At 51.3% G+C, this 25,233-nt stretch carries 27 protein-coding genes and 1 other RNA gene; 20 read left to right on the top strand and 8 right to left on the bottom strand.

The annotated features are described in order from the left end of the window. Window positions 1–19 precede the first annotated feature (19 nt). From K1X45_RS04890 to K1X45_RS04880, 3 genes are all read right to left on the bottom strand, one after another. Entirely contained in the window at window positions 20–292 is a 273-nt protein-coding gene (locus K1X45_RS04890; RefSeq protein WP_220159978.1) for a ribbon-helix-helix domain-containing protein, read from the bottom strand. Further along, complete coding sequence (locus tag K1X45_RS04885) at window positions 289–498, bottom strand: DUF4169 family protein (RefSeq protein ID WP_220159977.1); 210 nt, start codon at window positions 496–498, stop codon at window positions 289–291. Before K1X45_RS04885 ends, K1X45_RS04890 begins: the two co-directional genes overlap by 4 nt. Window positions 499–571: 73 nt before the next feature. Continuing rightward, on the bottom strand, window positions 572–1,168 hold the full coding sequence (locus K1X45_RS04880; RefSeq protein WP_022711392.1) for an SspB family protein: 597 nt from the start codon (window positions 1,166–1,168) through the stop codon (window positions 572–574). 472 nt (window positions 1,169–1,640) lie between these two features. Between K1X45_RS04880 and K1X45_RS04875 the strand changes: the two genes are divergently transcribed. Beyond that, the gene (locus tag K1X45_RS04875) at window positions 1,641–2,858 is read left to right on the top strand and encodes a multidrug effflux MFS transporter (protein ID WP_220159976.1); all 1,218 of its coding nucleotides are present in this window, start codon (window positions 1,641–1,643) and stop codon (window positions 2,856–2,858) included. 62 nt (window positions 2,859–2,920) lie between these two features. Here K1X45_RS04875 and ssrA read toward each other — a convergent pair. Further along, window positions 2,921–3,287, bottom strand: a transfer-messenger RNA (tmRNA) gene (ssrA, locus tag K1X45_RS04870). Between the two features lie 280 nt (window positions 3,288–3,567). Between ssrA and K1X45_RS04865 the strand changes: the two genes are divergently transcribed. The 7 genes from K1X45_RS04865 (at window position 3,568) to K1X45_RS04835 (ending at window position 9,767) form a co-directional block, all read left to right on the top strand. Beyond that, entirely contained in the window at window positions 3,568–3,879 is a 312-nt protein-coding gene (locus K1X45_RS04865; protein ID WP_022711394.1) for a DUF2853 family protein, read from the top strand. 132 nt (window positions 3,880–4,011) lie between these two features. After that, window positions 4,012–4,806 (top strand): thymidylate synthase, encoded by a 795-nt coding sequence (locus K1X45_RS04860; protein WP_213598432.1) that lies wholly within the window; start codon window positions 4,012–4,014, stop codon window positions 4,804–4,806. Further along, window positions 4,803–5,315, top strand: a complete 513-nt coding sequence (locus K1X45_RS04855; protein WP_220159975.1) for a dihydrofolate reductase — start codon at window positions 4,803–4,805, stop codon at window positions 5,313–5,315. Before K1X45_RS04860 ends, K1X45_RS04855 begins: the two co-directional genes overlap by 4 nt. Window positions 5,316–5,502: 187 nt before the next feature. Further along, window positions 5,503–6,654 (top strand): FtsH protease activity modulator HflK, encoded by a 1,152-nt coding sequence (gene hflK, locus K1X45_RS04850; protein WP_075656173.1) that lies wholly within the window; start codon window positions 5,503–5,505, stop codon window positions 6,652–6,654. Then, on the top strand, window positions 6,654–7,577 hold the full coding sequence (gene hflC / locus K1X45_RS04845) for a protease modulator HflC (protein ID WP_022711398.1): 924 nt from the start codon (window positions 6,654–6,656) through the stop codon (window positions 7,575–7,577). The genes hflK and hflC overlap by 1 nt, the downstream gene beginning before the upstream one ends. Window positions 7,578–7,592: 15 nt before the next feature. Beyond that, window positions 7,593–7,790 carry a DUF2065 family protein gene (locus K1X45_RS04840; RefSeq protein WP_022711399.1) on the top strand — a complete coding sequence of 66 codons (198 nt, stop codon included), beginning with the start codon at window positions 7,593–7,595 and terminating at the stop codon, window positions 7,788–7,790. A 474-nt stretch (window positions 7,791–8,264) separates the two neighbouring features. Next, window positions 8,265–9,767, top strand: a complete 1,503-nt coding sequence (locus K1X45_RS04835) for a Do family serine endopeptidase (protein ID WP_220160385.1) — start codon at window positions 8,265–8,267, stop codon at window positions 9,765–9,767. Between the two features lie 89 nt (window positions 9,768–9,856). On the opposite strand, the gene K1X45_RS04830 is transcribed toward K1X45_RS04835, so the two are convergent. Together K1X45_RS04830 and serB are read right to left on the bottom strand one after the other, a co-directional pair. Beyond that, entirely contained in the window at window positions 9,857–10,435 is a 579-nt protein-coding gene (locus tag K1X45_RS04830; RefSeq protein ID WP_220159974.1) for a GNAT family N-acetyltransferase, read from the bottom strand. Beyond that, on the bottom strand, window positions 10,432–11,331 hold the full coding sequence (gene serB / locus K1X45_RS04825) for a phosphoserine phosphatase SerB (RefSeq protein WP_220159973.1): 900 nt from the start codon (window positions 11,329–11,331) through the stop codon (window positions 10,432–10,434). Before serB ends, K1X45_RS04830 begins: the two co-directional genes overlap by 4 nt. 37 nt (window positions 11,332–11,368) lie before the next feature. Between serB and miaA the strand changes: the two genes are divergently transcribed. Then, entirely contained in the window at window positions 11,369–12,280 is a 912-nt protein-coding gene (gene miaA, locus K1X45_RS04820) for a tRNA (adenosine(37)-N6)-dimethylallyltransferase MiaA (RefSeq protein WP_220159972.1), read from the top strand. Between the two features lie 91 nt (window positions 12,281–12,371). Next, window positions 12,372–13,124 (top strand): GGDEF domain-containing protein, encoded by a 753-nt coding sequence (locus K1X45_RS04815; protein WP_220159971.1) that lies wholly within the window; start codon window positions 12,372–12,374, stop codon window positions 13,122–13,124. A 7-nt stretch (window positions 13,125–13,131) separates the two neighbouring features. On the opposite strand, the gene K1X45_RS04810 is transcribed toward K1X45_RS04815, so the two are convergent. Further along, window positions 13,132–13,368, bottom strand: a complete 237-nt coding sequence (locus K1X45_RS04810; RefSeq protein WP_220159970.1) for a hypothetical protein — start codon at window positions 13,366–13,368, stop codon at window positions 13,132–13,134. A 132-nt stretch (window positions 13,369–13,500) separates the two neighbouring features. On the opposite strand from K1X45_RS04810, the gene K1X45_RS04805 reads away from it, so the two are divergent. From K1X45_RS04805 to K1X45_RS04780, 6 genes are all read left to right on the top strand, one after another. After that, complete coding sequence (locus K1X45_RS04805) at window positions 13,501–15,315, top strand: acetolactate synthase 3 large subunit (protein ID WP_116087739.1); 1,815 nt, start codon at window positions 13,501–13,503, stop codon at window positions 15,313–15,315. Between the two features lie 22 nt (window positions 15,316–15,337). Then, the gene (gene ilvN, locus K1X45_RS04800) at window positions 15,338–15,910 is read left to right on the top strand and encodes an acetolactate synthase small subunit (RefSeq protein ID WP_022711404.1); all 573 of its coding nucleotides are present in this window, start codon (window positions 15,338–15,340) and stop codon (window positions 15,908–15,910) included. 86 nt (window positions 15,911–15,996) lie between these two features. Then, window positions 15,997–16,599, top strand: a complete 603-nt coding sequence (locus K1X45_RS04795) for a LysE family translocator (RefSeq protein WP_121991430.1) — start codon at window positions 15,997–15,999, stop codon at window positions 16,597–16,599. 58 nt (window positions 16,600–16,657) lie between these two features. Then, on the top strand, window positions 16,658–17,785 hold the full coding sequence (locus K1X45_RS04790) for an ATP-dependent RecD-like DNA helicase (RefSeq protein ID WP_022711406.1): 1,128 nt from the start codon (window positions 16,658–16,660) through the stop codon (window positions 17,783–17,785). 24 nt (window positions 17,786–17,809) lie between these two features. Next, complete coding sequence (locus K1X45_RS04785) at window positions 17,810–18,547, top strand: pyridoxine 5'-phosphate synthase (protein WP_213598420.1); 738 nt, start codon at window positions 17,810–17,812, stop codon at window positions 18,545–18,547. Between the two features lie 385 nt (window positions 18,548–18,932). After that, window positions 18,933–20,777 carry a potassium transporter Kup gene (locus K1X45_RS04780; protein ID WP_225688486.1) on the top strand — a complete coding sequence of 615 codons (1,845 nt, stop codon included), beginning with the start codon at window positions 18,933–18,935 and terminating at the stop codon, window positions 20,775–20,777. A 50-nt stretch (window positions 20,778–20,827) separates the two neighbouring features. On the opposite strand, the gene K1X45_RS04775 is transcribed toward K1X45_RS04780, so the two are convergent. Beyond that, window positions 20,828–20,989, bottom strand: coding sequence for a hypothetical protein (locus K1X45_RS04775; protein WP_213630841.1), 162 nt, complete (start codon window positions 20,987–20,989; stop codon window positions 20,828–20,830). A gap of 80 nt (window positions 20,990–21,069) precedes the next feature. Between K1X45_RS04775 and K1X45_RS04770 the strand changes: the two genes are divergently transcribed. The 4 genes from K1X45_RS04770 to K1X45_RS04755 all read left to right on the top strand — a co-directional run bounded on the left by K1X45_RS04770 (window position 21,070) and on the right by K1X45_RS04755 (window position 25,016). After that, on the top strand, window positions 21,070–21,702 hold the full coding sequence (locus K1X45_RS04770) for a TetR/AcrR family transcriptional regulator (protein WP_238481728.1): 633 nt from the start codon (window positions 21,070–21,072) through the stop codon (window positions 21,700–21,702). A gap of 76 nt (window positions 21,703–21,778) precedes the next feature. After that, window positions 21,779–22,798, top strand: a complete 1,020-nt coding sequence (gene ilvC, locus K1X45_RS04765; RefSeq protein ID WP_220159968.1) for a ketol-acid reductoisomerase — start codon at window positions 21,779–21,781, stop codon at window positions 22,796–22,798. 284 nt (window positions 22,799–23,082) lie between these two features. Then, window positions 23,083–23,589 carry a GNAT family N-acetyltransferase gene (locus K1X45_RS04760; RefSeq protein WP_220159967.1) on the top strand — a complete coding sequence of 169 codons (507 nt, stop codon included), beginning with the start codon at window positions 23,083–23,085 and terminating at the stop codon, window positions 23,587–23,589. Window positions 23,590–23,795: 206 nt separating this feature from the next. Next, complete coding sequence (locus K1X45_RS04755) at window positions 23,796–25,016, top strand: PLP-dependent aminotransferase family protein (RefSeq protein ID WP_121991425.1); 1,221 nt, start codon at window positions 23,796–23,798, stop codon at window positions 25,014–25,016. The last annotated feature ends 217 nt before the right edge of the window (window positions 25,017–25,233 follow it).

Below are 25,233 nucleotides of genomic sequence, written 5' to 3'. Positions count from 1 at the left end.
TTAGAGCATCTTGCAGCAATTAAGGTGCTTTGATGCTTAGCACCCAATCCAGCGCATAGAGGCGCATGCTGGAAGACAGATTGCTGTTGCGATCACGTTCATCATCAATCATGGCAATGAGTGAAGCCAGCGACTGACCGTTCTGCGCTGCAATCTGCACGATGATGTCATAAAATGCATCTTCGAGCGAGAAGCTGGTGGCATGGCCGTGCAATGTGATCGAATGTTTGCGCAGACGTGCTTTGCTGCGTGCTGCTGTGCTCAATGGCTGACGGGCAGTTTTATCGCTCATTCTTTTTCATCAACAGATGAGGCGGAGCTGCGTGGTTCCAGCCTGTTCTGGTCAAGGAACCGGACTTGCTTATCGTTTTGATTTTTATCGAAAGATTTTTCCGCTTTAGTACGACCGAACAGGATGCGATTGGCATCCGCTTCAACTTCTTTCGTCGCACGGGCTTTGCGTTTTTTGAATTGTTTGAGATTGATAATGTCACTCATGACTATGCCCTCTCAAAATAGAATATTCTCATGAATATATTCCGGCCGCTGCCGGCCGGAATATTGCATCTGTTTATTTTTTGCGGAAAGCATCCAGCGATACAACATCGGCAGAGGGCTTCGGAGCCTCTTCCTTATCTGTAGTTTCGCTGCTGTCTTCCTTGGCCGTTGTCTTGCTGCGGTCAGCTTTTTTGGCTGGCTTTTTAGCAGGCTTGGCCGGTGCTTCTGTTTCATCTTCTTCCGCATCATCCTGCAGACGCAGTTCCGATACGATCTCCAGATCATCCGTGTCATTGTCACCGGTCGGCAGCGCAACAGACACATCAAATTCCAGTTCGAAATTCACTGACGGATCGTAGAAGCCGCGGATTGCGGAGAACGGAATGACCAGCTTTTCGGCGATTTCACCAAAGGAAAGACCGACTTCAAAAAACTGCTCGGTAACCACCAGATCCCAATACTGGTGCTGCATAACAATTGTCATCTGTTCAGGATATTTTTCCTTCAGACGAGATGAAATGCGAACGCCCGGTGCCTCTGTCAGAAAGGTGATGAAGAAGTGGTGATTGCCGGGCAGACCGGCCTTGTTCACTTCCATGAGCACTTTGCGGATAACGCCGCGCAGCGCATCCTGAGCAAGAATATCGTAACGGATAAGATCCTGAACCATTAAATCCTTATCCCGCGGATTCGAGGAGTGTTGTCATATATGTTGTCTAAGTCAGCATTGCCGTATGATCAATTGATAATCAAGGATCAGGGCATTTCCGTTGAAATGAAATGCGCCGGTCATTCTGGCCGAGACAATATAATCTGATGGATTGATACAGCAGCTTTTATCGCTTGTGCGAGAAAAATGCTGCAACCCTGTCTCATTTATCAATATACCGCTGTAATGAAAGGTGAAAGAACTTTCTCAAATAATTGCCGTTCAGATCCGTGTGTTAAACGGTAAATCGCCTGAAATTGACGGTTGACCATTTTCCGCTTCACTTCTATTTTTGCGCTCCCGTCAGTCCGGATGATGTGACAAATCCGAATGCGATGACAAGCGGCTGATTTATCTCGTGGATAATGATCTCTGCGCAGAGGCGGAGAAATAATCTGTCTTCATTTTTATTGCGCTTCTGAAAGTTAAACGCATGTCCGCTCGTTTGTACCGCACAGCTCTTGTGCTCGGTTTTATTTCGGCTATCGGGCCGTTCGCTATTGATATGTATTTGCCGGCACTGCCGACAATTGCCAAAGATTTACATGCCAACGATGCCGCCGTGCAGATGAGCCTGATGGTGTTCTTTCTGGCGACGGCTTTGATGCAGATGTTTTGCGGGCCGTTTTCGGATATTTACGGCCGTAAGCTGCCGCTTTATCTGGGGCTTGCGCTCTTTGCTGCGGGCAGTGTCGGTTCGGCAATGGCGACCAATATCGAGATGCTGATCTTCTTCCGCTTTATTCAGGGTGTGGGGGCGAGCGCGGGTATGGTTGTGCCGCGTGCGATTGTCCGCGATCTTTATACCGGTGTGGATGCGGCACGGCTGATGTCGATGCTGATGCTGGTTTTTTCGATTTCGCCAATTCTGGCACCCTTGACCGGCAGTTTCATCATTGAAGATTTTGGCTGGCGCGGCGTGTTCTGGGCTGTTCTGCTGGCGGCCATTCTCGGTCTTGCGCTGGTCTTTTTCGCACAGGAAGAGACGCGTCCCGTTGAACAGCGTATATCCGGCGGGGTAGGGCGCGCATTGCGCGGCTATGCTTTTCTGATCCGCGACAGCAAATTTATCGGCCTGACCTGTATCGGTGGCTTCTGCATGGCCGCATTCTTTGTCTATATCGCCAATTCATCCTTCATCTTCATTGAGAAATACGGCCTGACCCCGCGTGAATATTCGCTGGTGTTCTCACTCAATGCGATCTCGTTTTTCGGTGTGTCGCAGCTCAATGGCATGCTGGCGAGCCGTTACGGGCTGGGTAAAGTCGTTTCCTATGCGGTAACCGGCTATCTGGTGACGATGATTATCATGGTTCTTGCAGCCATATTCCTCACACAGAGCCTGTGGATGATTATGACTTTTCTGTTCATCGGCAATGGTTTTCTCGGACTGGTATTGCCGGGCACCAGTGTTCTGGCGCTGGATGATCATGGCGAGATTGCCGGAACGGCAGCAGCTTTGCTCGGTACTTTGCAATTGCTGGTCGCAGCGGCGGCTATGGGACTTAGCTCGTTCATTATGACAGGGAATGTTCTGCCGATGCTGGTCGCCATTGCGCTTTGCGGTTTTTCCGGCTGGGTGCTGACCTATCTGACCATCATGCGGCACGGGCTTAAAAAGCCGTCATCGCATGTGACGGAAATTCACTGAGTGACTAAAATAGGGCATCGGAAATTCCGGTGCCTTTTTCATACCATCTTGTAAAGGGGAGAAGTGGAGGCTTCTGTTGCCAGGTGCCTCCGAACCCCGCCTTAAGGGGCTAACCCTAAGGACTTAGGTTGGGTTTCCCGCACCGCCATTAGGCAGCGAGAGCATAACCCTGAGCTTTGTTGTCATTTGCAACTACTCAATTAGCCCGATAACGGTGGTACAATGCCGAGTGAAAGATCAACCTTTACGCCCTTGTCGATCCTGTTTCGCCCCCGCCACAATACAGCCGTTTCAGTTTAAGCTGTATTCTGGTGGAGGCGCCGGGTACCGCCCCCGAGTCCAATAGGTTTATTACGCAGTCCATTTATCACCATAGCCGGTCAAGCCGACAAGGTTTATATAGGTGGCTTCCGTGCGCTTGAAAAGAGGGGAAAGGGCTTTCCTTATCTTTCAGCTGTGAAAAATATAAAACTCCGGCGATTTTGTCCGGCAATCATTTATTGAAAAAGACTGAAATAACAGTTTGGTGTGTTTTCTGAAAGAATAGAGGTTTTACGGCATTGACAGGTTTTGTCTGCTGGTCAATCTTTCCATAATACAGAGGTAAATAGACTGAATGTCGATTCAGCTATGATATTGAGTAATTGTCTTATTTACTTTTTCTGGTTTAACGGCCGTAAAAGCGGTCAGATTGAAGGAGACTGGTTTCATGACTGATTATCTAGCCGACGTACGCCGTTACGATGCTGCTGCCGATGAGGCTGTTGTTGCTAAAATTGTAAAACATCTTGGCATTGCTCTGCGCAGCCGCGATGCATCGCTGGTTGCTGCATCCGACCCTGAAGAACTGGCGCGTGTACGCACCAGCTGGATCGGCAAAAAGCTCGGTATCGAAGATGCTGAAAAAGCAAATGCGGTTATCGCCAGTGTGGCTGAAACCATGAAGGGTGATCACAGCAAGCAGCGTGTGACCTTCTATTACCTGACTGCAAAAGCACTCGGTAAGCTGGAAAGCCTCTGATAAGTTTAAAAAGCCCCGCATTCAGCGGGGCTTTTTTTATGGCTGCTGCGATCAAATAACTGTGCGTGCCCACATTGTGCATTGCCGCAGATTGCGCGTGATATTTTCGCTGAAAAAGGCTAAAGACCATCTATGCGTACATATCTTGATCTTCTTCAGCATGTTCTCGACAATGGCACTGACCGCGGTGATCGCACCGGTACCGGCACACGCTCGGTTTTCGGTTATCAGATGCGTTTTGATCTCGCTCAGGGCTTTCCTGTTCTGACAACCAAAAAGCTGCATCTGCGCTCTATCATCCATGAATTGCTGTGGTTTTTGCGTGGCGACACCAATATCTCCTATCTCAAAGAGAATGGTGTAAGCATCTGGGATGAGTGGGCAGACGAGAATGGCGATCTCGGTCCGGTCTATGGTGCGCAATGGCGTTCATGGCCGAAACCGGATGGTGCGCATATCGACCAGATTGCGAATCTTATGAGGGATTTGCAGAAGAATCCTAATTCAAGACGTTTGATTGTATCTGCGTGGAATCCGGCGTTGGTTGATGAAATGGCGCTGCCGCCATGCCATTGCCTGTTCCAGTTCTATGTGGCGGACGGCAAATTATCGTGCCAGCTCTATCAGCGTTCAGCTGATATTTTCCTCGGCGTGCCGTTTAACATCGCATCCTATGCACTGCTTACCATGATGATTGCGCAGGTTGCCGGTCTGAAACTGGGGGATTTTGTGCATACGCTTGGTGATGCGCATCTTTATCACAATCATTTCGATCAGGCGAAGTTGCAGCTGACCCGCGAGCCGAAAGCGCTGCCGGTGATGGAAATCAATCCTGATATAAAAGACCTGTTTGCCTTCCGCTTTGAGGATTTCAAGCTGGTTGGCTATGAGGCCGAACCATCCATCAAAGCGCCGATTGCGGTGTGATGACCATGATTATTTCTTTTGTAGTTGCCGTTTCTGAGAATGGTGTGATCGGGCGTGACAATGGCATGCCATGGCGTCTTTCCACGGATTTGCAGCGCTTTAAAAAACTCACACTAGGCAAGCCGGTGGTGATGGGGCGCAAAACATGGGAAACCCTTGGTCGCCCGTTGCCGAACCGCACCAATATTGTGATTACCCGTGATGCCGGTTACAGCGCGGAAGGTGCGCTGGTTGTGCCCTCAATTGATGAAGCGCTGATTGCCGGTGAAAAAGCAGCACGCGAATCCGGTGTCGATGAGATTTGCGTAATCGGCGGTGCACAGATTTATGCGCAGGCAATGGATAAGGCCACGCGCCTGCATGTGACACATATTAAAGCCAGCATAGATGGGGATGCTTTTTTCGGCCCTGTTGATCCGCAGGTCTGGAAGATCACCAGCGAAGAAGACGTGCCGGCGGGCGAGAAAGATAATTACCCGACCCGCTATGTGGTTTACGACCGGCGCTAAACGAAAAGACAGCTTGATAAAAAGCTGTTTTTTACCATGTCGATCAACTATTTTGCCAGAAAATTACAAAAGCGTGATGAATCTGCGTGTCCTGCGTTGAAAGACTGCTTTTGCGTACCTATAAACGGAACATACTGATTGATGAATAGAGGTGTTCCGCCTCTGACATCTGGCACGAGAGGTGAGGATGCCCTGGAGTAATCAAAATGGCGGCGGCCCATGGGGCGGCGGCGATAAGAATGGCGGATCCGGCAACGGCGGTTCCAATAATGGCGGCTCTAATCAGGGCGGACCATGGGGACAAGGCCCTAAAGGACCGCGCGGCGGGCCTGGCGGCTCGGGCGGAACGCCTCCGGATCTCGAAGATATTTTGCGCAAAGGTCAGGATCGCCTTAAAAAGGTGATGCCGGGCGGTGGCGGCGGTGGCGGCGGCCCTGCTTTGTATATTGTCGGTGCGCTTGCGCTCGCCGGTTTCTGGCTGTTCCAGTCCATGTATACCGTGCAGCCGGATGAGCTTGCGGTTGAAATGCGCTTCGGTGTGCCGAAAGAAACCATTTCCGAGCCTGGTCTGCATTTCCATCTCTGGCCAATTGAAACTTATGAAAAAGTTTCGACCGGTGAACGCCAGATCAATATTGGCGGTCAGGGCACTCGCGGTGCCACACAGGGTCTGATGCTGACCGGTGACCAGAACATTGTTAATGTTCAGTTCTCCGTACTTTACCGTGTTTCCGATCCGCGTTCTTACCTGTTTAAGGTACAGGATCCTGACAATATGGTTCGTCAGGTTTCTGAAAGCGCGATCCGTGAAATCGTCGGCCGTCGTCCGGCACAGGATGTATTCCGTGACAACCGTGCGGCAATTGCCCAGTCGGTGCGTGATATTGTTCAGGATACGCTGAACGGCTATGGCGCCGGTATTCAGGTAACTGCTCTTTCCATCGAAGATGCTGCACCGCCGCGTGAAGTGGCTGATGCCTTTGACGAAGTGCAGCGTGCTGAGCAGGATGAAGACCGCTTTGTAGAAGAAGCCAACCAGTATTCCAACCAGAAGCTGGGTCAGGCACGCGGTGAGGCTGCGCAGGTTCGTGAAGATGCTGCCGGTTATAAAACCCGTATGGTTCAGGAAGCGGAAGGTGAAAGCCAGCGCTTTAACTCTGTCCTGAATATTTACAAAGAATCTCCTGATGTTACCCGCGACCGTCTCTTCATTGAGACCATGGAGCAGGTGCTGAAAGACAGCAATAAAGTGATTATCGAAGGCGGCAATAATGTCATGCCATATTTGCCTTTGACTGAACTGATGCGTCAGCAGGGTAAAGCAGGAGGCAACCAGTAATGAATCAGAATCGTTTGCCTTTTATTGTTGGTGCGATCGCTGTTGTCGCATTTCTGGTTTATTCCTCGGTTTTCGTGGTGAATGAACGCCAGCAGGCTATCGTTCTGCGTTTCGGTCAGATCGTTGACGTGAAAACAGAGCCTGGTCTCTACTTCAAACTGCCATTTGCTTTCGCGGAAGCGGACAATGTACAGATCATTGATGACCGTATGCTGCGCTTTGATCTGGACGATATCCGCGTTCAGGTTTCCGGCGGTAAATTCTATGATGTGGATGCGTTCCTCGTTTACCGCATTACCAATGCCCGTAAATTCCGTGAGACTGTTTCGGCAAATACAATGCTTGCTGAACAGCGTCTGCGTACCCGTCTCGATGCGGCTCTGCGTCAGGTCTATGGTCTGCGCGGCTTTGAATCGGCTCTGTCGGAAGAACGCGGCAGCATGATGCGTGAAGTACGCGACCAGCTGCGTCCGGATGCGGAATCCCTCGGTCTGACCATTGAGGATGTACGTATCCGCCGTACGGATTTGACCGCTGAAGTTTCCCAGCAGACCTTCGACCGTATGAAGGCCGAGCGTCTTGCAGAAGCTGAGCGTCTGCGTGCCCGTGGCCGTGAAGCAGCCCAGCGTATCAAGGCTGTTGCTGATCGTCAGGTTGTGGAAATTGTTTCCGAAGCCAACCGCGATTCTGAAGTATTGCGCGGTGAGGGTGAAGGTGAACGTGGTCGTATCTTCGCGGAAGCTGCAAAACAGGATCCTGACTTCTATGCATTCTACCGTTCGATGAATGCTTATCGTCAGTCCTTGCAGGCTGAAGGCACAACCATGGTTCTGTCGCCGGATTCCCAGTTCTTCCGCTTCTTTAAGGATGCCGCCGGTAAACTGCCGCAGCAGCCTGCGAATGCCGGTCAGAGCGTACAGTAAGGACCGGATGCCGCTGTGAGTGACCTGATTACAGCCATAGGATTGCTCCTCGTTTTAGAGGGGCTTCTCTATGGCGGCTTCCCGCACTTTGCCAGACGTATGGCTAAAGACGTGTCGGAAGCTCCGGAAAATTATCTGCGAATAGCAGGTATTGTTGCGCTGGCGCTTGGCGTCGGGGTGATATGGCTGGTCAGAGGCGGATCTGCCGGATAAAATTAAAAAGAGGCGTATGATATTTCATACGCCTCTTTTTTTCAGAATTTGCAGCATTAAATCATAGCGACTGCTTGAGCTTCAAACTTCTGATAATGTGCTTCAGAGCGCCGCGTGCCCGATCGGGCGCACAAAGGTCGCTCTAACACTTTAAAAGCAGAGCATAATGGGTTTAAACCTGAGCGTATTGCATTCAGGCAGCTCATAGAGGCGCTTCGGATTGCAGGTGAATGTATGTTGCGCATATTAAATGAAGACATTTAACTGCGACATGCTCTGGCCGTATTTTGCTTGCAATCCGTTGTAAGTATCAGAGTTGGAGCGACCTTTGTGCGCCCGATCGGGTGCACGGCGCTCTAAGTAACAAAACAGGCGGAGTTTCAGATGGTTCGCACTCAGACTAAAAGCACGGTTTCATTTCCCCTGCGTACCGCACTTGCCGCCTTGTCTGTAAGCACGGTGCTGCTGGGCGCCATGACAGCTCAGGCGCAGCAGCAGACCGCTGCAAACCCGCCGCAGGCACCACAGCCGGCCATTGCCGGCAAGCTGGCGCCGCTCGGACTGGCTGCCGGAACTGCCACTGCGGGGCCTGCTTCTATTGCCGATCTGGCGCAGGGCTTGCTGGATTCTGTTGTCAATATTTCCACATCCCAGACCGTGAAAGATGAAAACGGAGAGAAAAAGGCAGAGCCTGCGCCGCAATTGCCGGAAGGCTCGCCGTTTCAGGAATTTTTTGACGACTTCTTCTCTGAGGAAAATCAAAAAGACGGTGGCAGTGCTGCACGCAAGATGCAGTCGCTCGGCTCCGGTTTTGTGATCGATGCGGAGAAGGGGCTGGTTGTCACCAACAATCACGTCATTGCCGATGCTGATGAAATTGAGGTGAATTTCACCGATGGTAAAAAGCTGAAAGCAGAACTGCTCGGCACGGATACCAAAACTGATATTGCGCTGCTGAAAGTCGATCCGACGAAACACAAGCTAACAGCAGTCGGATTTGGCGATTCAGAAAAATCGCGGATCGGTGACTGGGTGATGGCAATCGGTAATCCGTTCGGTCTTGGCGGTACTGTGACCCTTGGTATTATCTCTGCCCGCAACCGCGATATTCAGGCGGGACCTTATGATAATTTCATTCAGACCGACGCGGCGATTAATCGTGGTAATTCCGGCGGCCCGCTGTTTGATATGAACGGTAAGGTCATCGGTATTAATACCGCGATTATTTCACCGACCGGTGGCTCTATCGGTATCGGTTTTGCTATTCCGTCCGAACTGGCTGTTTCTGTGATCCAGCAGCTGGAAGAATTTGGTGAAACCCGCCGTGGCTGGCTTGGTGTGCGCATTCAGCCGGTAACAGATGATGTGGCTGAGAGCTTTGGCATGAGTGAGCCTAAGGGTGCGCTGGTTGCCGGACTGATTGCCAATAGCGGTGTTGAGAATAAAGAACTGATGCCAGGCGACATTATTCTGAAATTTGACGGTAAGGATGTGGAAAGTGCCCGCGACCTGCCGCGCGTGGTGGCAGAAAGTCCGGTTGGCAAAGAGGTCAGCGTTCTGGTGCTGCGTAAAGGCAAAGAGCAGACTGTGAAGATCAAACTCGGCCGTCTCGAGGATTATGAGAATAAGGATAAAGCTGCGGCTGCCAAGGACAGTACTAAGGCCAAAGAAGCTGAGACAGTAAAGGTGCTCGGTATGACACTTGGCAAGCTGGATGATGCGCAGCGCAAACAGTATGAAATCTCCGCCGATGTGGAAGGTGTGGTGATTAGTGCTGTTGAAGGCAAATCAGCTGCCGAAGAAAAGCGGGTTAATGCAGGCGATGTGATTGTTGAATTCGCGCAGGAAGTTGTGAAAGCGCCTGCGGATATTCAAAAGAAAATCGAAAAACTGCGTCAGCAGGGACGTAAAAATGCATTGCTGATGCTGGCAGCACCAAGCGGTGAACTGCGCTTTGTGACTCTGCGTATCGATTGATCTGACATCAACAAGAATGCAGAAAAGGCCGGAGGATGTGCGCATCCTCCGGCCTTTTTATTTGTAAAAACTTGAATCAGATGAACGGATTAGACGCCGGACTTACCATGTTGATTCAACCATTGCTCTTTGTTGATCGTGTAGAGCACATGGCGTTTCAGCTGCGGATGTGTATCCGGTACTTTCGGATGGTCAAAGTCGCGTTCCGGATTATTGACCATGCCAATGCGCTTCATCACCGATGTTGAGCGGTGATTATTATGCACGGCAAAGGACACAACCTCATCCTGTCCGCGTTTCTCAAAAGCATAAGCCAATGAGGCAAGCGCTGCCTCCGTCACATAACCTTTGCCCCAATAGCGTTGCGCTAAACGCCAGCCGATTTCCAGCACACCCTTTGGTACAAATGGAGGGATATCAGTTTTCATCAATCCGGTGAAGCCGACGACATCACCGCTTGCTTTTTCCTGCACAGCGTAAAAGCCAAAATTGTCTTCCCTGACCATGGCCACAATGCGATCCATCAGTGCATCGGATTCCTCACGGCTGCGCAGGGCAGGGAAGAATTCCATCACCACCGGATCGGAATTGATTTCGTGAAAAAATGCACGGTCATCTTCCTGCCAGTTGCGCAGGATCAGGCGGGGCGTTTCAATAATCGTGGTCATTTTACAAAATCCGTTTTTCGATAGCCCTGAATATAGAGCAGGGCAGTCAGATCGCCATGGTCAATGCGGATGCGCGCCTGCGCGGCGACCGCAGGCTTGGCATGGAGCGCTACGCCGCTGCCAGCATGTTTGATCATCGGCAGATCATTGGCACCATCGCCTACTGCCATCGCTTCCTGCTCGGTAATGCCAAGTTTAGCGCAGATATCATCAAGGCTGATCTTCTTGGCATCGGCACCGAGGATCGGTTCTTCAACCAGACCGGTGAGATGTGCACCATCATCCAGCAGAATATTGGCGCGGTTTTCATCAAAGCCGAGCATAGCGGCAATCTTGGAGGTAAAGCTGGTGAACCCGCCTGAAACCAGAGCCGTATAGGCACCGTGTTTTTTCATGGTTGCGATCAGCTCTTTACCGCCGGATGTCAGAGTGATGCGGTTGGCGATAACCTGATCAATAATGCTGACCGGCAGGCCTTTGAGCAGGGCAACGCGCTCACGCAAGGCTGGTTCAAACGCGATTTCACCATTCATGGCACGGGCTGTGATGCCAGCAATATGCTCGCGCAGGCCGACTTCTTCTGCCAGTTCGTCAATGCACTCCTGCTGGATCATCGTGGAATCCATATCCGCGATCAGCAGTTTTTTGCGGCGGGTATCCTGTTCCTGAATGACAATATCCACAGGGGCACCGCCCAGAGCGGCTCTGATTTTTGCCGTTGTTTCTGCGATATCTGTGCCGGTTTTCAGCGGCAGATCACAAGCAATACCATCTGCCAGCCAGTAAAGGGCTTGCGTATCAGCCGCCTCGCAGGCTTTATGCCCCAATTCAGGTGTCAGAACCGGATTGGCAGGATTGCAGATCAGTGTGGCAACAAGTGAGGCTGGCTGGGACATAATACCGGTTCCGCTTTGTGCGTTTGGAGAATGATGAGTGGTAGAGCAGAGAGACAGGCAAAAGACAATTCTGATCGCGGGGCCGACTGCCAGCGGTAAATCAGCATTGGCACTGCGTCTCGCACGGGATTGCGGCGGCTATATCATAAATAGTGATTCCATGCAGGTTTATGATGTGCTGGATCAGCTGACAGCGCGCCCGCAAGCTGATGATCTGCAAACTGTTCCGCATTATCTTTACGGTCATGTTTCGCCATTGCAACTTTATTCCACCGGCCGCTGGCTTCAGGAAGTGGAAGCACTGCTGGCAAGGCCTGAATTGCAGGGGCGCGTCGCAGTCTTTACCGGCGGCACCGGATTGTATTTTAAAGCGCTGCTCGGCGGCCTCTCGGATATGCCGCAGGTGAAAGACGAAGTGCGCGATTACTGGCGCAACCGTATGGCGCAAGATGGTGCGCCGCTTCTGCATGAGGAATTGCAAAAGCGCGATCCGGCAATGGCGAAACGGCTGAAGGCGGGAGACAGTCAGCGCATTGTCCGTGCGCTGGAGGTTGTCGACAGCACCGGACGCTCTCTCATTGAATGGCAAAACAGTACAGGCAGGGCGTTGATTGATCCCGACAGCGCAGAGAAACTGGTGCTGATGCCGGACAGAGCATGGCTGCGTCAGCGTATTGCTCAGCGTTTTGATCTGATGATGCAGGGTAATGCTGTTCAGGAAGTGCAGACGCTGCTGGGCTTGCAGCCGGATGCGGCTCTGCCGGTGATGAAAGCCATTGGTGTACGCGAGATTGAAAGCTGGCTCAAGGGCGAGATATCGCGCGAACAGGCGGTGGAACTGTCAGTGATTGCCACGCGCCAATATGCCAAGCGGCAGATGACATGGTTCCGTAACCAGTTTGGGGATGGCTGGCGGCGGCTGGAACGGGCAGAAGATTACTTCGCCTGAGCAGGCTTTGTTGTTAACGCAGGTGAAACACTTAAGATTTAATCTCCCACCTAAATCTGTTGTTGTGATACAACGGGTCAACGGGGGGATCATGCGTTATCTGCGGGCTGAACTGTTTTTCATCATCATGATTGTGCTGCTCTGCGGCGCAGGCCTGATGCTGTTTATGCAGTACCGGCTGATGCATGATCTTGGTGAGCCGTATAAATCCGGTTCCCTGTCCGATACGCCTTTGGGCATTGCCTTGCTGTTGCTGGTGGCTGCGGGGGCAGCCGGTGGCCTGATGCTGTTGCCGCAAATCCGTATGCAGGTCAAAAACAAAGGCCAGCTGAAAATCATCACATGGATGATTGCGCGCAACTCCAAAGATTTGGATCAGATCAGCTTCAATGATCCTTTGACGGGCTTGCAAAGCCGTCCTTATTTCGATGCCGCTCTGCACGAATATTTGCTGCAATTCGGCAAAATTAATCACCCTGTTACCGTTTTGCTGATTGGTATTGAGAAACTGCAATTGCTGTGCGAGCAGCGTGGCCGTGATACCGCTGACCGCTTGCTGATGGAAGCGGCTTTATGTATCCGCAATTGCACACGCTATCATGATGTTCTGGCGCATATGGGTGATGGTGAGTTTGCACTGATCGTGCCGGATCTGCAGGAAGGGGATGCAGAGAAGATGGCGGCGAGAATCTGCACGGAGCTGGAAGCCTGCGAATTGCGGATGGGGCATGACAGCCATATTATTCATGCGGTGTCTGCGGTTGCCGAATGGAATGGTAAGGATAAAGCACCGGCTCTTTATAAAAAGGCGCGCGTTGCTTTGCAGAAGATGACCGGCCGCTGATTTTTCTTTAATATGTTTCAATGGTTTGCAGGTCTTGTTTGTCTGTTAGATTCATGAAGGACACAGGCTTGGCATCAAGCGGTGCTTTTCTGCCTGAACCGGCAAAGAAAATAACAAGATTACGTTTTTTGCCATTGACGTGAAAAAAACAGCTGTTTAATCTCCCCTTATGGCTAAGAAAATTATTCTCGTGGTGGGTAAGCGTATGGGCAGGATGGTGTAACCATCCGGCGAAAGCTCCCATGCGCGAAACACAGGCTCCCTCAGGGGGCCTTTTTTATTATCTTCACACAACGAATATAGCTAAACAGTACGGGACTTCCGGTGGATATCAGGGAAGTAATCACCGGAACAGCAGACGGGACATCGAAAGACAATGAGTACAGATACAAGTGGCACCACAGCCGCAGCGCAGAACGAAACCGGCAAACGGGAAATGACCGGTGCGGAAATGGTTGTGCAGGCACTGATCGATCAGGGCGTTGAGCATATTTTCGGCTATCCGGGCGGTGCGGTACTTCCGATCTATGACGAGTTGTTTCAGCAAGAAAAAGTCGAGCATATTCTGGTTCGCCACGAGCAGGGCGCAGGCCATGCGGCTGAAGGCTATGCCCGCTCAACCGGCAAAGTCGGTGTTATGCTGGTGACCTCCGGTCCGGGTGCCACCAATGCGGTAACACCTTTGCAGGATGCGCTGATGGATTCCATCCCGCTGGTTTGCATCACCGGTCAGGTTCCGACCAGCCTCATTGGTACAGATGCGTTTCAGGAAGCTGATACGGTCGGCATTACCCGCCCTTGCACCAAGCATAACTGGCTGGTTAAGGATGTGAATGATCTGGCGCGCGTTCTGCACGAGGCATTCCATGTGGCGCGTACCGGTCGTCCGGGTCCTGTTGTTATCGATATTCCGAAGAACATCCAGTTTGCCACCGGCATGTATACGCCACCGGCAACCAGCCCGCGCACCAGCTATAATCCGGTTCTGAACGGCGATCAGAGCGCTATCCGCACTGCTGTTGAATTGCTGGCTAATGCGAAGAAGCCGGTTATCTATTCCGGCGGCGGCGTTATCAATTCCGGTCTTGAAGCTTCGAAACTGCTGCGTGAACTGGTTGAGATTACAGATTTCCCGATCACATCGACCCTGATGGGTCTGGGTGCTTATCCGGCATCGGGCAAGAACTGGCTGGGTATGCTCGGCATGCATGGTACATTCGAAGCCAATATGACCATGCATGAATGCGATGTTATGCTGTGCATCGGTGCGCGTTTTGATGACCGTATCACCGGCCGTCTTGATGCTTTCTCGCCGAATTCCAAGAAGATCCACATTGATATTGATCCGTCTTCGATCAACAAGACTGTTCGCGTTGATGTGCCGATTATCGGTGATGTTGCCCATGTTCTGGAAGATATGGTGCGTCAGTACCGTGCCTCTGCCCAGCGTCCTGACAAGAAGGACATGAGCGCATGGTGGCAGCAGATCAATAAATGGCGCGCGCGCAACTCGCTGGCCTATAAACACAGCCGCGATGTGATTATGCCGCAATATGCGCTGGAGCGTCTACAGGAACTGACCAAAGATCGTAAGACCTATATCACGACAGAGGTTGGCCAGCACCAGATGTGGGCTGCTCAGTTCATGAAATTCGAGGAGCCGCATCACTGGATGACGTCCGGTGGTCTGGGCACCATGGGCTATGGTCTGCCTGCGGCTTTGGGTGTGCAGATTGCCCATCCGGATGCGCTGGTTATTGATATTGCCGGTGATGCTTCGGTACAGATGTGTATTCAGGAAATGTCTGCGGCCATTCAGCATAATGCGCCGATCAAGATTTTCATTTTGAATAACCAGTATATGGGCATGGTGCGCCAGTGGCAGCAGCTGTTGCATGGTAACCGTCTGTCGCATTCTTATACAGAAGCGATGCCGGACTTTGTTAAACTGGCTGAAGCCTATGGCGGCACAGGTATCCGTTGCTCCAAGCCGGATGAGCTGGATGATGCAATCATGAAAATGATTGAGACAGACGGTCCGGTGATTTTTGACTGTCACGTTGCCAATCTGGCGAACTGCTTCCCGATGATCCCTTCAGGCAAGGCGCATAATGAAATGCTGTTGCCGGATGAAGCGACGGATGAAGCTGTTGCCAATGCTATCGACGCCAAAGACCGTCACCTCGTCTAATACCGGAACAAGGATATTCATTATGAACGCACAAAATGCAGCTTCCGGTTCAGCTTACTTTCTGACCGAAGAAACCCAGCTAGTCGAAACACATACACTATCGGTACTGGTTGATAACGAGCCGGGTGTTCTTGCCCGTGTTATCGGCCTGTTTTCCGGCCGCGGTTACAATATTGAAAGCCTGACGGTTTCTGAAACCGAGCACGAAAAGCACCTGTCGCGTATTACCATTGTAACGCGCGGCACAGCTAATGTGCTGGATCAGATCCGTCACTCGCTGGAACGTATTGTTCCGGTGCATCGCGTGGTTGATCTGACCTATCATGCTCAGCAGCTTGGTCATGAGCGTCCGGTTGAACGTGAACTGGCACTGATTAAAGTGGTTGGCAAAGGTGATGACCGTGCAGAAATGCTGCGTCTGGCTGATGCTTTCAAAGCCAAAGTTGTGGATGCAACGGTCGAACATTTCATTTTTGAAATTACCGGTAAGGGCGCGAAGATTGATCAATTTATCGCGATTATGAAGCCGCTCGGTCTGATTGAGGTTTGCCGCACCGGCGTAGCTGCTATGATCCGCGGCGCAGAAGGAATGTAGTTCTTTCTGATAAGTGATTGAAAGCGGCACCGCTGTTCTCTGTCTGAGACAGCGGTGTTGTTTTTTGCAACGAGAGCGTTTTCAAGATGTTGCTTTCTTATGATGTTTTTATGGCCTTGGTGGTGTTTGCCTTTGTGACATCCATCACACCGGGGCCGAATAATCTGATGTTGCTGGCTTCCGGCGTGAATTTCGGTTTCCGCCGTACCATTCCGCATATGCTGGGAATTGGCATCGGCTTTCTGTCGCTTCTGCTTGGCGTCGGCTATGGTCTGGGTGCTGTGCTCGAAACCGCGCCGGCGCTGTATGTGGGGCTGAAATTCGCCGGTGGTGCCTATATGCTCTATCTGGCCTATAAAATCGCCACATCGACGTCTGTCGGTCGTGTTGATGATGAAACTGCTCAGCCGATGAGTTTCATGCAGGCATGGTTGTTTCAATGGGTGAACCCGAAAGCGTGGGTGATGGCTGTCACAGCAATGGCGAGCTATACGGTGCATGATGCCTATTCGCTTTCCGTGCTGCTGATCGGTGTTGTGTTTGCTGTGATTAATGTGCCGAGCGTGTCGTCATGGGCGGCTTTCGGCAGTTTGTTACGCCAATGGCTGGAAGATCCGGTGCGTCTTAAATGGTTCAATCTGACGATGGCGGCTCTGCTGGTGGTCAGCCTGTGGCCGATGCTGAAGTGATAAACCTTGCTCTTTCGGGACGAATCCGGTCAATGGAAGGCATGATGGCAGAGGCATAATGGAATTTTCACCGGAACAGGACAACGCGCTGCAGGCTGTTGCGCAATGGTTGGCTAAAGGCCGTTCACCGATATTTCGCCTTTTTGGCTATGCGGGAACGGGTAAGACCACGCTTGCGCGCTATTTCGCCGAGCATGTGGATGGTGAGGTGCAGTTTGCGGCCTTTACCGGTAAAGCGGCTCAGGTATTGCGCTCTAAAGGCGCAAGCAATGCACGCACGCTGCATTCGCTGATCTATCGTCCGAAAGGTGAGGAAGCGATTGAGGATGAAACGACCGGCAAAACCTCGATCTCGCCGACCTTTTCGCTCAATCGTCAAAGCCCTGTTGCCAAAGCTGCGTTGATCGTTGTTGATGAATGTTCGATGGTCGATGAGCAACTTGGCCGCGATCTGATGACGTTCGGCACACCTATTTTGGTACTCGGTGATCCCGGTCAGTTGCCGCCGATCAGCGGTGGCGGCTTCTTTACTGAGCACGAGCCGGATTATCTGCTGACAGAAATTCACCGTCAGGCGCAGGATAATCCGATTATTCGCTTGGCACTGGATGTGCGTGAAGGCCGCGAAATCCCTTATGGCGATTACGGTGCTGCGCGCGTTATCAGTAAGGCGGAAGTTAATCAGGAACTGGTGCTGGATGCCGATCAGGTGCTTGTCGGCACCAATCGCACCCGCAAGCGCTATAATCAGCGGCTGCGTGAACTCAAAGGTTTTACGGCAGAATATCCGCAATCCGGTGATAAGCTGGTTTGCTTGCGCAATGATCCGGCCAAAGGGTTGCTCAACGGTTCGCTCTGGAAGGTGATGACATCCTCCAAGGAAACCGTGAAGCCCGGCATTAATTTGCTGATTGCGCCGGAGGATGAAGAACCGGGTCGCGGCGTGGCCAAAATCAAGCTGCTGAAAGCGCAGTTTGAAGATCCTGATGCGGAAATTCCGTGGCAGACTAAAAAGCGTTTTGATGATTTTGACTATGGCTATGCGCTGACCACCCATAAAGCGCAGGGTTCACAGTGGAATAATGTGGTGTTGTTTGATGAGAGTTATGCTTTCCGCGATACGCGTGAACGCTGGCTCTATACGGCAATTACCCGTGCGGCGGAAAAACTAACAATCGTTCGCTAATAAATATAGCAGGGAGCTCGGATCATGGTTGCAACTCTGTCGGTTAATCTTAATGCGGTGGCAATGCTGCGTAACCGCCGTGATCTGCCTTGGCCGAGCGTGACCGGTCTGGGTCGCATTGCGCTTGATGCCGGTGCTTCCGGCCTGACTGTGCATCCGCGCCCTGATCAGCGCCATATCCGTTTTTCTGATCTGGCAGATATTCGTGCATTGATTGATGATGAGTTCCCTCAGGCTGAATTCAATATTGAAGGCTATCCGTCGGAAGAGTTTCTGGCTCTGGTGGAGCAACACGAGCCGGAACAGGTGACACTGGTGCCGGATGATCCGGCGCAGAATACCTCGGATCACGGCTGGGATTTTGCCAAACATAAGGTGATGCTGAGCGAAGTGACCAAGCGGCTGAAATCCCGCGGCATGCGTGTTTCAATGTTTGCTGATCCAATGCCGGATGGTCTTGAGATTGCGAAAGAGACCGGTGCCGACCGCGTGGAGTTTTTCACCGGCCCTTATGGCGGTGCTTATGCTGATCCTAAAACGCAGGCGCATGAATTGGCATTGCTGGAAAAGGCCGCGTTGAAAGCTGCGGAACTCGGGTTAGGCATTAATGCCGGTCACGATCTGACTGTTGCCAATCTGCCTGCACTGGTAAAAGTCATGCCGACATTGAGCGAAGTTTCCATCGGCCACGGCCTGACAGCAGATGCACTGGAATATGGTATGCGCCAGTCGGTGCAGCGTTTTATCAAGGCACTCGGCTAAAATGCTTTTTGTGTTTTGATTCAGTTTTTTCTTGTAATATTTTGATTTTATTTAATTTCTGCCCTGATGAGCTATCCGTATTTGTGATGCCTCATCAGGGCAGTTATGCATTGATGCACATTGTTTTTGTGCAGGATTGAGCATTTATATACGGGCTTTCCGGCAGTTTTCTTTATGTCCGGAACATGGTTATACTGAGCACCGGATCAGCCTGTTTTCTTGTCTTCATATCCGGCTATCTGTGCTCATTCTGTATCAAAAGGTATTTAAAAGGTATTTTATGAATCAGGCGCAGCGTGAAGATATTGCCAATCAGGATGCGCCGGTTAGCGCAGATGAGGAAATTATTGATCCTCATAATCATACGGGAAATCTGAAGCTTTTAATGATGGGCGCGCTTGGCGTCGTCTATGGCGATATCGGCACCAGTCCGATTTATGCATTTCGTGAAGCACTGCACGCTTCTATCACCGACGGCAATTTGCTGCGTACTGAAATTCTTGGCGTGATCTCTCTGATCGTCTGGTCGCTGGCGCTGATTGTGACCGTGAAATATGTGTTGTTTGTGCTGCGTGCGGACAATAATGGCGAGGGTGGTATTCTCTCGCTGATGGCGCTGGTGCGCTCCAGTTTTGCCAATCGTCCGGATATTATTCTCGGGATTGGTATTGTCGGTGCGTCGCTGTTCTTCGGTGATGCGGTGATTACACCGGCAATTTCTGTGCTCTCCGCCGTGGAAGGGCTGGAAATTGTTGCGCCGGATATGACGCCCTATGTGGTGCCGATTACGATCACTATTCTGGTTGTGCTGTTTTTTGTCCAGAAGCACGGTACAGGACGTATGGCGAGTATTTTCGGGCCGGTGATGCTGGTCTGGTTTCTGGCACTTGGTCTCACAGGCTTTATCCATATTTTTGATGATCCGGGCATTCTGGCGGGGCTTAATCCTTATTACGCTTTTGCATTTCTTGGCGGTAATCCGGCTACGTCCTTTGCAACGATCGGTGCAATCTTTCTGGCGGTTACCGGTGCCGAGGCGCTTTATGCCGATCTCGGTCATTTCGGCCGCAAGCCGATTGTGCGGGCATGGCTGTGGGTAGTGTTTCCGAGCCTGATCCTGAATTATTTCGGGCAGGGTGCTTTCATTCTGACCCATAGCGCTGCGGGCGGCGAGGAAGTGCGCAATCCGTTTTTCCAGATGATGCCGCATTGGGCACTGCTGCCAATGGTACTGCTGGCAACTGTTGCTACGGTTATCGCCAGTCAGGCAGTTTTAACCGGTACTTATTCGCTGGCGCGGCAGGCTGTGCAGCTGAATATTCTGCCAAGGCTTGAAGTGCTGCATACATCAGAAACATTGCACGGCCAGATTTATATGCCGCGCATTAATATGCTGCTTGGTATTGCCGTTGTTCTGTTGGTGGTGACCTTCCAGAAATCGACAAATCTGGCGGCTGCCTATGGTATTGCGGTGACCGGTAATATGCTGGTGACAACAACCCTGCTGTTCTTTGTTATGCGTCGTCTCTGGAAATGGAGCCTGCCGGTTGTGGTGCTGACAATTGCCGGTTTCGCTATTGTTGATCTGATGTTCTTCAGTGCTAATCTGGTCAAAGTGCATCAGGGCGGCTGGGCGTCAATTGTTGTGGCCGCGCTGGTGCTGCTGGTGATGTGGACATGGGTGCGCGGCAGCCGCCATCTGTTCCAGAAAACCCGCAAAACAGAAGTGCCGCTGGATATTATTGTCAGCCAGATGGCGCGTAAGGAGCCGGTTATCGTGCCCGGCACAGCGGTGTTTCTGACCGGTGATCCGTCCAGTGTGCCGACCGCGCTGATGCATAGCCTCAAACATTACAAGGTTCTGCACGAGAACAATGTGATCCTGACCGTTGTGACGGCACCACGCCCTTGGGTGGATGAGGATGACCGTGCGCGCGTCTCGCAATATAGCGACCGGTTTATGCAGGTGACGCTGACTTTCGGCTATATGCAGTCGCCGAATATTCCGCGTGCGCTGGGGATTTGCCGCAAGCTTGGCTGGAAATATGACATTATGACCACGTCATTCTTCCTGTCGCGACGCGTTTTGCGTATTTCTCCGCGTTCACCAATGCCGCTTTGGCAGGCGAAATTGTTTATTACGCTTGCCCGCAGCGCATCCGATGCCACGGAATATTTCCAGATTCCGACCGGTCGTGTGGTGGAGATCGGTACACAGGTTAATCTCTGAGTGTCTGGCCAAAAAGACACCGGACATGGTTGCGAATGGCGATATTGGCCTCAGGCATAAACCGGCCTTTGCGGTGTTGAGAATGCTGTATTATTTTCCCCTGCCTGTAGCGGGCAGGGGAAATAGCCTATAAAATTTGTTTCGGCATAAAATCCCTCTTGCATTGTTGGTAAACTGGCGGCATAGTCCGAACCGTAACGTACGGTACGCATGATGAGAATCTCGTTAGGCTGCTGTTCAAACAAGAATTAAGGAGCGTGGAAGCGTGCAGTTGCAGCAACCTGAGAATGTCGTGAGCAATGTCGGAACCGGCACAGATCTGACAGATCGTCAGAAGGATGTGTTGAATGCCGCGCTGGAACTCCTCGTTGAGGGTGGTGACAGTCTTACGATGGCAGGTGTTGCACGACGTGCAAGCTGCTCCAAGGAAACGCTGTATAAATGGTTCACCGACCGTGACGGTCTGCTGACCGCAACTGTGCAGTGGCAGGCGTCGAAAGTGCGTGTTGTGCCGGTGGCGCGGGAAGGGCTGGATGAAGAATCTCTCTTTACCAGTCTGGAGCATTTTGCCCGCGACTGGTTGCTGGTTCTGTCCGGAAGCACATCCATCGCACTGAACCGCTTAGCGGTCAGCCATGCGGGTTCCGGTAAGTCGGATCTTGGTGAGATCGTTCTGAATAATGGTCCGATCGCTATGGCGCGTCGTCTCAAGCCGGTGCTTGAAACCGGACGCGATGCAGGTCTGTTGGACTTTGATGATATTAATGAGGCTTTTGCCTCGTTCTTCGGCCTTGTGGTGCGCGATATGCAGATCCGTCTGCTGCTCGGCGACCGTCATGAGGTCAGTGATGCAGAAATTATCCGTGATGCCAGAACGGCAACACGACAGTTTTTTGCTCTTTACGGAAATAAAGCCGGTGCCTGATTTTGCCGGTGTGGAATAGTGCCGGTTTTGAGGAAAAACGGCACAGACTAATAGCATAGAAGGAAGGGAATATCCTATGCGCGTTTATTATGACAGTGATGCAGACGTAAATCTGATTAAAGGCAAAAATGTTGTTATCGTTGGTTACGGTAGCCAGGGTCGCGCCCATGCGCTGAACCTGAAGGATTCCGGTGCCAAACATGTCCGCATCGCGCTGCGCATGGATTCTGCCACTGTTAAAAAAGCTGAAGCTGACGGTTTTGAAGTTCTCAGCGTTGCAGATGCTGCCAAATGGGCAGACCTGATGATGATGGCAACCCCTGACGAATTGCAGGCTGACATCTATAAAGAACACATCCATGATAATCTGCGCGACGGCTCTGCCATTGCTTTTGCTCATGGTCTGAACGTTCATTTCGGTCTGATCGAAACCAAAAAGACTGTTGACGTTGTAATGATCGCGCCAAAAGGCCCAGGTCATACCGTGCGCGGCGAATACCAGAAGGGCGGCGGCGTACCTTGCCTGATCGCTATTCATCAGGATGCTTCCGGCAATGCCCATGATCTGGCTCTGTCTTACGCTTCTGGTGTTGGTGGCGGTCGTTCCGGCGTTATCGAAACCACATTCAAGGAAGAGTGCGAAACCGATCTGTTCGGCGAGCAGGCAGTTCTCTGTGGCGGTCTGGTTGAACTGATCCGCGCCGGCTTTGAAACGCTGGTTGAAGGCGGCTATGCTCCTGAAATGGCTTATTTCGAGTGCTTGCACGAAGTGAAGCTGATCGTTGACCTGATCTATGAAGGCGGTATTGCCAACATGAACTATTCGATCTCCAACACTGCTGAGTGGGGCGAATATGTAACCGGTCCGCGCATCATCACTGCAGAAACCAAAGCTGAAATGAAACGCGTTCTGCACGACATTCAGACCGGCAAATTCACATCCGACTGGATGCAGGAATACCGTGCCGGTGCTGCACGCTTCAAGGGTATCCGTCGTATGAACGACGATCACCAGATCGAAGAAGTTGGTGCCAAGCTGCGCGGCATGATGCCTTGGATCTCCAAGAACAAGCTGGTTGATAAGGCTCGCAACTAATTTGTTTAGAGGCATACTGGTTGTAAGAACTGCAACCAAACTGGCATTCTAAAATTATGAAGATCAGGCCCGCACAAAGATTTGTTTGTGCGGGCCTGATTATTTCTGGCAGTACTGCTAGAGCGTGTCCCGAAAAGCGGGAGCCGCCTTCGCGGGAAAATCAGTCCGCTGGACTGATTTTTTAATCCCGCTACGATCGGATAAGATACGCGTAAAAATAAAAAGATAGAGCGGTTCTGCTGATTCAATATTAACAGGAACCGCTTTAGCGGGAGGACGGAAAAATGACAGGAATAACAATCCGGCAGCTGGTGCCTGATGATTTTGCGATCATGCGCGAGATCAGGCTGGAGGCATTGCAGTTGCATCCGGAGGCTTACAGTTCGGCCTATGAGGACTGGGTGAAATTCTCTGAAGCTGACTGGCGTGCAAAGTTAAGCACACCGGTTTTTGCAGCTTTTGACGGCGAGAGAGCGGTGGGACTCATCGGCCTGTGGCCGCAGGCTGGTGCGCGAACTGCTCACCGCGCCATTGTTGTGATGGTCTATGTGAAAAGCGAGATGCGCGGGCAGGGCATTGCGCAGAAATTAATGCAGGTTGTTGAAGCCTATGCGCGTGACAATGGCTTTACCCAGCTTGAGCTGAGTGTGCTGGCTGAGAATAAAACAGCATGGCAGCTTTATCTGCGCGAAGGATACACAGAATTCGGCCGCAGACCTAACTGGATTTCTCTCAACGGAGAAATGTTTGATGAGGTGATGATGCTGCGGTCAGTTGCTGAAAATGCATGATTGTTAGTTTTGTGCGGCTGATTTTGTTCGAATGTAACGAAATTATCCGTCAAATCGCAATAAAATGAATAAAGGTCAGTATTGCTGACATATTTTGCTTGTTTTGTTGTGAAATACGCATAAGGTGATAACCAAAGGCACACAGCTTTTAGTTAAGTTTTATGGTCTATTTCACGGCATCTCTTTTGACTTTATGAGGAACCCCCATGCTGGATTGGGAAAAAATATTCGCAACACGTTCATCGCGTATGAAAGCGTCGGAAATTCGTGAATTGTTGAAACTGCTTGAGCGTCCGGATATTATTTCTTTCGCGGGTGGTATTCCTGATCCGAAACTGTTTCCGGCGGAAGAATTCAAAGAAGCCTATGCCGATATTTTCGCCACGGGCAAATCCGATGCCGCGCTGCAATATTCGGTAAGTGAAGGCTATAAGCCGCTGCGCGAATGGCTGCAGGGTGAAATGGCAAAAATCGGAGTGCCTTGCACTGCCGAAAATATCTTCATCACTTCCGGTTCGCAGCAGGCGCTGGATTATCTCGGCAAGCTGTTCCTGTCGCCGAATGATACGGCGCTGGTTGTGCGCCCGACCTATCTCGGTGCGCTGCAGGCTTTCAATGCCTATGAGCCGACCTATGATACATTGCAGCCAAACGGCAACCGTACTCCGGCTTCCTATGAAGAAGCGGCAGAGAAGGCTGGCGGTAAGGTAAAATTTGCCTATTTCTCAGCAGATTTCAGCAATCCGACCGGTGAAACCATTGATCGTGAAGGCCGTGAAAAGCTGATCGATCTGGGCGATGAAATGGATATCGCGCTGATCGAAGATGCTGCCTATCAGTATCTGCGTTTTGACGGCACGCCGATCCCGCCGGTTCTGGCGCTGGAAATTGAGCGCAAAGGCTCGATTGAAAATACCCGTACCATTTATTCCGGCAGCTTCTCCAAGACACTGGCACCGGGGCTGCGTGTTGGTTATGTCGTTGCCAATGCTACCGTGATCCGCAAACTGGTGCTGATGAAACAGGCTGCTGATCTGCATTCCTCAACCATCAATCAGCTGGCCGTGCATCATGTTGCTGCCAATGGTTTTGATGCGCAGATTGCAAAAATCCGTTCTGTCTATTCGCACCGCCGCAATAAAATGCTGGAAGCGCTGGATAAATATATGCCGAAATCGGCCACATGGACAAAGCCTGAGGGCGGTATGTTCGTCTGGGTTAATCTTCCGGATTATATGAATGGTGCTGATCTTCTGGCCGCTGCGATTGAGACAGAGAAAGTGGCTTTTGTTCCGGGTAAAGCATTCCATGCGGATGGCACCGGTGCCAATACGCTGCGTCTCGCCTATTCATGTGCCAATGATGAAATGATTGATGAGGGCATCAAGCGCCTTGGCAATCTGATCCGTGCCCATGAGAAAAATTGAGAATAAGCAATCTCACTGAATGAAAAAAAGCCGGAGCCCGTTGCTCCGGCTTTTTTATATCTTCACGGCCGGAGTTTCAGCTGAAGTATATCACCGTTAAATGGATGTATTTAATTGCGATATGCTTTGGTGCTTAACCTGCTGAATTTACGGCTTTCTTTGCAAAAAGATGCTTGGCTTTGTCCGGCAATCCTGTAGCCTGACCTTGTTATAATTT

Origin of the sequence: Pseudochrobactrum sp. Wa41.01b-1, from assembly GCF_019464455.1 — a bacterium.
Classification (GTDB): domain Bacteria; phylum Pseudomonadota; class Alphaproteobacteria; order Rhizobiales; family Rhizobiaceae; genus Pseudochrobactrum; species Pseudochrobactrum saccharolyticum.
Note: the sequence above shows the minus strand (reverse complement) of the source record. Positions and strands in the feature narration are given on the sequence as shown.

Coding starts and splice junctions, on each gene's coding strand:
- K1X45_RS04890 (WP_220159978.1), bottom strand. CDS start 292: ATGAGCGATAAAACTGCCCGTCAGCCATTGAGCACAGCAGCACGCAGC.
- K1X45_RS04885 (WP_220159977.1), bottom strand. CDS start 498: ATGAGTGACATTATCAATCTCAAACAATTCAAAAAACGCAAAGCCCGT.
- K1X45_RS04880 (WP_022711392.1), bottom strand. CDS start 1,168: ATGGTTCAGGATCTTATCCGTTACGATATTCTTGCTCAGGATGCGCTG.
- K1X45_RS04875 (WP_220159976.1), top strand. CDS start 1,641: ATGTCCGCTCGTTTGTACCGCACAGCTCTTGTGCTCGGTTTTATTTCG.
- K1X45_RS04865 (WP_022711394.1), top strand. CDS start 3,568: ATGACTGATTATCTAGCCGACGTACGCCGTTACGATGCTGCTGCCGAT.
- K1X45_RS04860 (WP_213598432.1), top strand. CDS start 4,012: ATGCGTACATATCTTGATCTTCTTCAGCATGTTCTCGACAATGGCACT.
- hflK (WP_075656173.1), top strand. CDS start 5,503: ATGCCCTGGAGTAATCAAAATGGCGGCGGCCCATGGGGCGGCGGCGAT.
- hflC (WP_022711398.1), top strand. CDS start 6,654: ATGAATCAGAATCGTTTGCCTTTTATTGTTGGTGCGATCGCTGTTGTC.
- K1X45_RS04835 (WP_220160385.1), top strand. CDS start 8,265: ATGACAGCTCAGGCGCAGCAGCAGACCGCTGCAAACCCGCCGCAGGCA.
- K1X45_RS04830 (WP_220159974.1), bottom strand. CDS start 10,435: ATGACCACGATTATTGAAACGCCCCGCCTGATCCTGCGCAACTGGCAG.
- serB (WP_220159973.1), bottom strand. CDS start 11,331: ATGTCCCAGCCAGCCTCACTTGTTGCCACACTGATCTGCAATCCTGCC.
- K1X45_RS04815 (WP_220159971.1), top strand. CDS start 12,372: ATGCGTTATCTGCGGGCTGAACTGTTTTTCATCATCATGATTGTGCTG.
- K1X45_RS04810 (WP_220159970.1), bottom strand. CDS start 13,368: ATGGGAGCTTTCGCCGGATGGTTACACCATCCTGCCCATACGCTTACC.
- K1X45_RS04805 (WP_116087739.1), top strand. CDS start 13,501: ATGAGTACAGATACAAGTGGCACCACAGCCGCAGCGCAGAACGAAACC.
- ilvN (WP_022711404.1), top strand. CDS start 15,338: ATGAACGCACAAAATGCAGCTTCCGGTTCAGCTTACTTTCTGACCGAA.
- K1X45_RS04795 (WP_121991430.1), top strand. CDS start 15,997: ATGTTGCTTTCTTATGATGTTTTTATGGCCTTGGTGGTGTTTGCCTTT.
- K1X45_RS04790 (WP_022711406.1), top strand. CDS start 16,658: ATGGAATTTTCACCGGAACAGGACAACGCGCTGCAGGCTGTTGCGCAA.
- K1X45_RS04785 (WP_213598420.1), top strand. CDS start 17,810: ATGGTTGCAACTCTGTCGGTTAATCTTAATGCGGTGGCAATGCTGCGT.
- K1X45_RS04780 (WP_225688486.1), top strand. CDS start 18,933: ATGATGGGCGCGCTTGGCGTCGTCTATGGCGATATCGGCACCAGTCCG.
- K1X45_RS04775 (WP_213630841.1), bottom strand. CDS start 20,989: ATGCGTACCGTACGTTACGGTTCGGACTATGCCGCCAGTTTACCAACA.
- ilvC (WP_220159968.1), top strand. CDS start 21,779: ATGCGCGTTTATTATGACAGTGATGCAGACGTAAATCTGATTAAAGGC.
- K1X45_RS04760 (WP_220159967.1), top strand. CDS start 23,083: ATGACAGGAATAACAATCCGGCAGCTGGTGCCTGATGATTTTGCGATC.
- K1X45_RS04755 (WP_121991425.1), top strand. CDS start 23,796: ATGCTGGATTGGGAAAAAATATTCGCAACACGTTCATCGCGTATGAAA.